This is a genomic window from Paraburkholderia sp. (genome assembly GCF_035656215.1).
Taxonomy (GTDB): Bacteria; Pseudomonadota; Gammaproteobacteria; order Burkholderiales; family Burkholderiaceae; genus Paraburkholderia.
In genome coordinates this window covers 1-4409 of sequence record NZ_DASRSY010000404.1, presented here as the reverse complement: position 1 = coordinate 4409, position 4409 = coordinate 1, and the positions used below count along the sequence as shown (strand labels likewise).

Sequence of the window (4409 nt, the reverse complement as noted above, 5' to 3'; positions counted from 1 at the left end):
ACAGATATAACGACGGGACGTGAGTGACCTTTGCTGCCAATGCGAGTTTGCCCATCGCGGTCTCCTATTCTGTGTGGCGCGAGGCGTGATGCCTCGCGCGCAAATGACCGGTGTTTCAGACACCCCAGCGCGGAATGTGATGCGAGCCGAGCGACACGCACACATTCTTCGGTTCGAGGAACACTTCGTAGCTCCACGTGCCGCCTTCGCGGCCTACGCCCGATGCCTTTGTACCGCCGAACGGCTGGCGCAGATCGCGCACGTTCTGGCTGTTGACGAAACACATGCCGGCCTGGACTGCCGCGGCGACGCGCAAGGCACGGCCGGTGCTCTCCGTCCAGATGTAACTGGAGAGGCCATACGAGATGTCATTGGCGAGTTTGATCGCGTCGGCTTCGTCGTCGAACGGAATCAGGCAGGCAACCGGGCCGAAGATCTCTTCCTGCGCGATCCGCATGCGGTTGTCGACGTCGACGAACACCGTCGGCTGAACGAAGTTGCCTTTGCGCATGGCTTCGGGCAAGTCGGGTGCGCCGAGTCCGCCGCATGCAAGCGTGGCGCCTTCTTTCGGCCCCAGTTCGATATAGCTGCGTACTTTCGCCAGGTGCCCCTGGCTGATCATTGGGCCGACGATCGTGCTGTCGGCCAGCGGATCACCCACCGTCAAACGTTTTGCGCGTTCGACGAAACGCTCGGCAAAACGCGCGTAAATCGAGCGTTGCACCAGAATGCGCGATCCCGCCGTGCAGCGTTCGCCGTTGTTCGAGAAGATCATGAACACGGCGGCATCGAGCGCGCGTTCGAAATCGGCGTCGTCGAAAATCACGAATGGCGACTTGCCGCCCAGTTCCATCGAAAACTTCTTCAGGCCGGCGGTCTGCACGATGCGATTGCCGGTTGCCGTCGATCCGGTGAACGACACCGCATGCACATCCGGGTGCGCCACGAGTGGTTCGCCAGTGTCTTTGCCGAAACCGTGCACGACGTTCAGCACGCCGGCCGGAATGCCTGCTTCCAACGCGAGGTTGCCGAGCATCGAGGCGGTCAGCGGCGACAGTTCGCTCATCTTCAGTACGGCGGTATTGCCGAACGCGAGACAGGGTGCCACTTTCCACGTTGCGGTCATGAACGGCACGTTCCACGGCGAGATCAGCGCGCAGACGCCGACCGGATGGAACAGCGTGTAGTTCAGGTGCGTATCGGTGGGGTACGTATGGCCGTCGACGCGCGTGCACATCTCCGCGAAATAGTTGAAGTTGTCGGCGGCGCGGGGCACGAGTTGCTTGCGCGTCTGCGAGATTGTCTGGCCGGTATCCTTCGTCTCGGTCTCCGAGATGTCGGGCAAGTTCTTCGCGATCAGCTCGCCGAGCTTGCGGATGATTTTTGCGCGTTCCGCTGCGGGCTTGCCGGCCCATGCCGGAAACGCTTCTTTGGCCGCGCGCACGGCGGCGTCGACGTCTTCCGCACCGCCGCGGGCGACTTCAGCGAGCACGTCTTGCGTCGCCGGATTGACGGTCTCGAAGTAGTCTTTCGCGGCGCTCGATTTGCCGTTGATCAGATGTTCGATTCGCATTGGCTTGTCCTTTCTCTGTAGTGACGATCGGAGTTAGTGCTTCAGCTGTCGGCCGGATTTAGTGCTTTAGCACTTACTCCGGTCCCATGCAAAGCGCTTACTCTGATCCCATGCAAAGCCTGTCGATCAGGCGCGGCCGAAGTCCGCGTCGGATGCAATCGTATTGACGAGACGGCCAAGGCCGTCGATTTCGCACACTACTTCGTCGCCCGCATTGACGTTGACGATGCCTTCCGGCGTGCCGGTCAGGATCACGTCGCCGGGTGCAAGGGTCATGAAGCTGCTCAGGTATTCGATCAACGCGGGGATATCGGTAACGAGATCACGTGTGTTGCCGCGTTGCTGTTGTGTGCCGTTCACGAACGTGCGCAATTCGAGTTGCGTGACGTCTTCGACATCGGCTGCATCGACAAACCAGGGGCCGAGCACCGTGCCGCCGTCGCGATTCTTCACACGCAGGTTGGGGCGGTAATAGTTTTCCAGGTAGTCGCGGATCGCGTAGTCGTTGGCGATCATGTAGCCGGCCACATGCTGCATGGCGTTTTTGCGCTTGACGTTCCGCGCGGTTTGGCCGATCACGACAGCCAGTTCGCACTCGTAGTGCATGAAGGTGACGTCGGCGGGGCGGCGCGTGAAGCCACGGTGACCGATGACCGTGCCCGGGCCCTTGAGAAAGACCAAAGGCTCTTCCTGCTTGTTGAACTGCAATTCCTTCGCATGCTCGGCGTAGTTCAAGCCGAGCGCGAAGATCGTGCCGACCTCGATCGGTGCGAGCCACACCACTTCATCCTCACGACGCACACGGCCGTCGGCGAGACGCACGCCGTTGGTGTCCGGATAAGCCTCGTGAATTGCTCCTGCATACGCAACGCGGCCGCGCATCATTGCTGTTCTCCATCGTGTTCTTCCGCTCCGACAAACGACACCTGGAGCGGCGGCAACCCGTCAATCGACAGTGTGGCCGTGTCGCCGATATGCGCAACCGGCGAACCATGCGGCACGCCAAGCGTAATGAGGTCACCGGCGCTGAGCGTCATGAAATCGGTCACGTCCGCAATCAATTGAGCGACCTTGCGTACCGAAGATGCAGTAGTCGCACTGAAGACTTCACGTCCGGGAAGCGAGACCTTGATCGTCAGATCGTCAGGCGCAGTAACATGACGCGCGGCAACGACTGCTGGCCCGATCACGCAAAAACCGTCGCGCGCCCGGAACCGCACCGAAGGCCGATACACGCTCGCATGCGGCACGCTGAGATCGGCGACCAGCGTATAGCCGGCGATATAGTCCAACGCTTGAGCCGCGCTGACGCGTGTTGCAGTGCGGCCAATCACGATACCCAGTGAAGCGCCGACTTCCACACCCAATGCATTGTCAGGCACAACGACACGGGCGCGATGACCCGCGAACGTATTGCGCGGCTTCAGATAGAGAACCGGCGCTTTCGGCGGTGCTTTATACGGAGCGGCATGAACCGCATCGCCCAATGCTTCCAATGCGGCGCGGTCGTTCAGCAAGGTTCCATAAACCGCGCCGGAAACGGGCGCGCGGCAGGCCACGCCGCGTGCGAGCAGCTCGGCAACGGTTTGCGCGTCCACGTCGCGAGGCAGCGCGTCGCCTTCGGGATGCAGCAGGTGATCGGCAAGTGCAAACATAAATTAGCTGCCTCTCAGAGAAAACACTAACATGTTAGTATTATTGCGCTTGATATCATCCATGGTCAATAGCCTGTCGGCTGATCGCGGGTTTTCCCTTAAGTTTCGACGGCTGCTTTTTACCTATCTTCCACCATGTCCGCTTCCGCTTCTACCCGAGTTTTGCACCGCAACCTGCCGATGCTGTTGCTGCGCGCCAGAGAAAAAATGATGGAGCGTTTCCGCCCGTTGATTACCGCGCACGGGCTGACCGAACAGCAATGGCGCGTGATTCGCGCACTCAATGAGCACGGCCCGATGGAGCCGCGCCACATCTCCGATATCTGCACGATTTCGAGCCCGAGCATGGCGGGTGTGCTCGCGCGCATGGAGAGCATGGAGTTGCTGACAAAGGAGCGTTTCGCGGAAGACCAGCGCCGCGTACTGGTGTCGCTCACCGAGACGAGCGTGGATCTGGTGCGCGTGATCTCGAAGGATCTCGAAGCGCACTATCGCGAACTGGAGCGCAGGGTAGGACCGGAAATCGTCGAGCGCGTGTATCGCGCGGTCGACGATCTGCTTGCGGGCCTTGAAGAAGAGGACGAGTGAAGCGGCCGCTCAATCGCCCTGATCGGGCGCCGCGGTGTTGGTAGCAGCGGTTTCCCTCAGCCCAAGCAGCCACGGAATCTGGCTTTTGTCGTGCATGCCGAGCTTCTTATAAGCGCAGCGCAGATAGTGGCGCACGGTGGCCGGCGAAATCGCCATGCGTTGCGCGACTTCCTTGTGTGAGAGGCCGTCGCCGTACAACTTGATCGCACTTAGTTCGCGCGGACTCAAGCGGTCGAGCGGGGAGCGTTGGCGCGCTTCCAGCTGAAACAGGCCGACCATGGGCGAGCAACTCACCGTCACTGTTTCGCCCACATAGGGCTGGCCCGTGCACGCATGCAGATGCGCAATCAACGGCGCCGGCAGATGCTGGTTCTGATAGCCTGGCCACTCACTGCGCAGAACGATTTCGAACGCCTTGTCCGCCTGGTGCACCGCACCGAAGCCATCGCAGATCGCGCGTGCTGGCGTTGAGACGCCTTCGCGGCGCTCACGCGTCAATTGAAACGTGCGGCTGATCGTGAGCGCCGCGCTCAGGTGCGGAATCACATCCTCCAGTGTTTGCGCATCCGCCGCGGAGAACGGCTTGTCGAGCG

The 4409-nt window shown here is 60.9% G+C and carries 5 protein-coding genes; 1 reads left to right on the top strand and 4 read right to left on the bottom strand.

Features of this window, described 5'->3' with window-relative positions:
* Window positions 1-115: 115 nt before the first annotated feature.
* From hpaE to VFE81_RS23645, 3 genes are all read right to left on the bottom strand, one after another.
* Window positions 116-1573, bottom strand: a complete 1458-nt coding sequence (hpaE, locus tag VFE81_RS23655; protein WP_325046906.1) for a 5-carboxymethyl-2-hydroxymuconate semialdehyde dehydrogenase — start codon at window positions 1571-1573, stop codon at window positions 116-118.
* A 126-nt stretch (window positions 1574-1699) separates the two neighbouring features.
* Window positions 1700-2458 carry a fumarylacetoacetate hydrolase family protein gene (locus VFE81_RS23650; protein WP_325046905.1) on the bottom strand — a complete coding sequence of 253 codons (759 nt, stop codon included), beginning with the start codon at window positions 2456-2458 and terminating at the stop codon, window positions 1700-1702.
* Window positions 2455-3228 (bottom strand): fumarylacetoacetate hydrolase family protein, encoded by a 774-nt coding sequence (locus tag VFE81_RS23645; protein WP_325046904.1) that lies wholly within the window; start codon window positions 3226-3228, stop codon window positions 2455-2457. The genes VFE81_RS23650 and VFE81_RS23645 overlap by 4 nt, the downstream gene beginning before the upstream one ends.
* Before the next feature lie 180 nt (window positions 3229-3408).
* On the opposite strand from VFE81_RS23645, the gene hpaR reads away from it, so the two are divergent.
* A complete protein-coding gene (gene hpaR, locus VFE81_RS23640) occupies window positions 3409-3816 on the top strand; it encodes a homoprotocatechuate degradation operon regulator HpaR (RefSeq protein WP_325046907.1) in 408 nt (135 codons plus the stop codon).
* A 9-nt stretch (window positions 3817-3825) separates the two neighbouring features.
* Here hpaR and VFE81_RS23635 read toward each other — a convergent pair.
* Window positions 3826-4409 (bottom strand): response regulator transcription factor (locus VFE81_RS23635; RefSeq protein ID WP_325046903.1); only part of this gene is annotated, 584 nt, incomplete at its 5' end.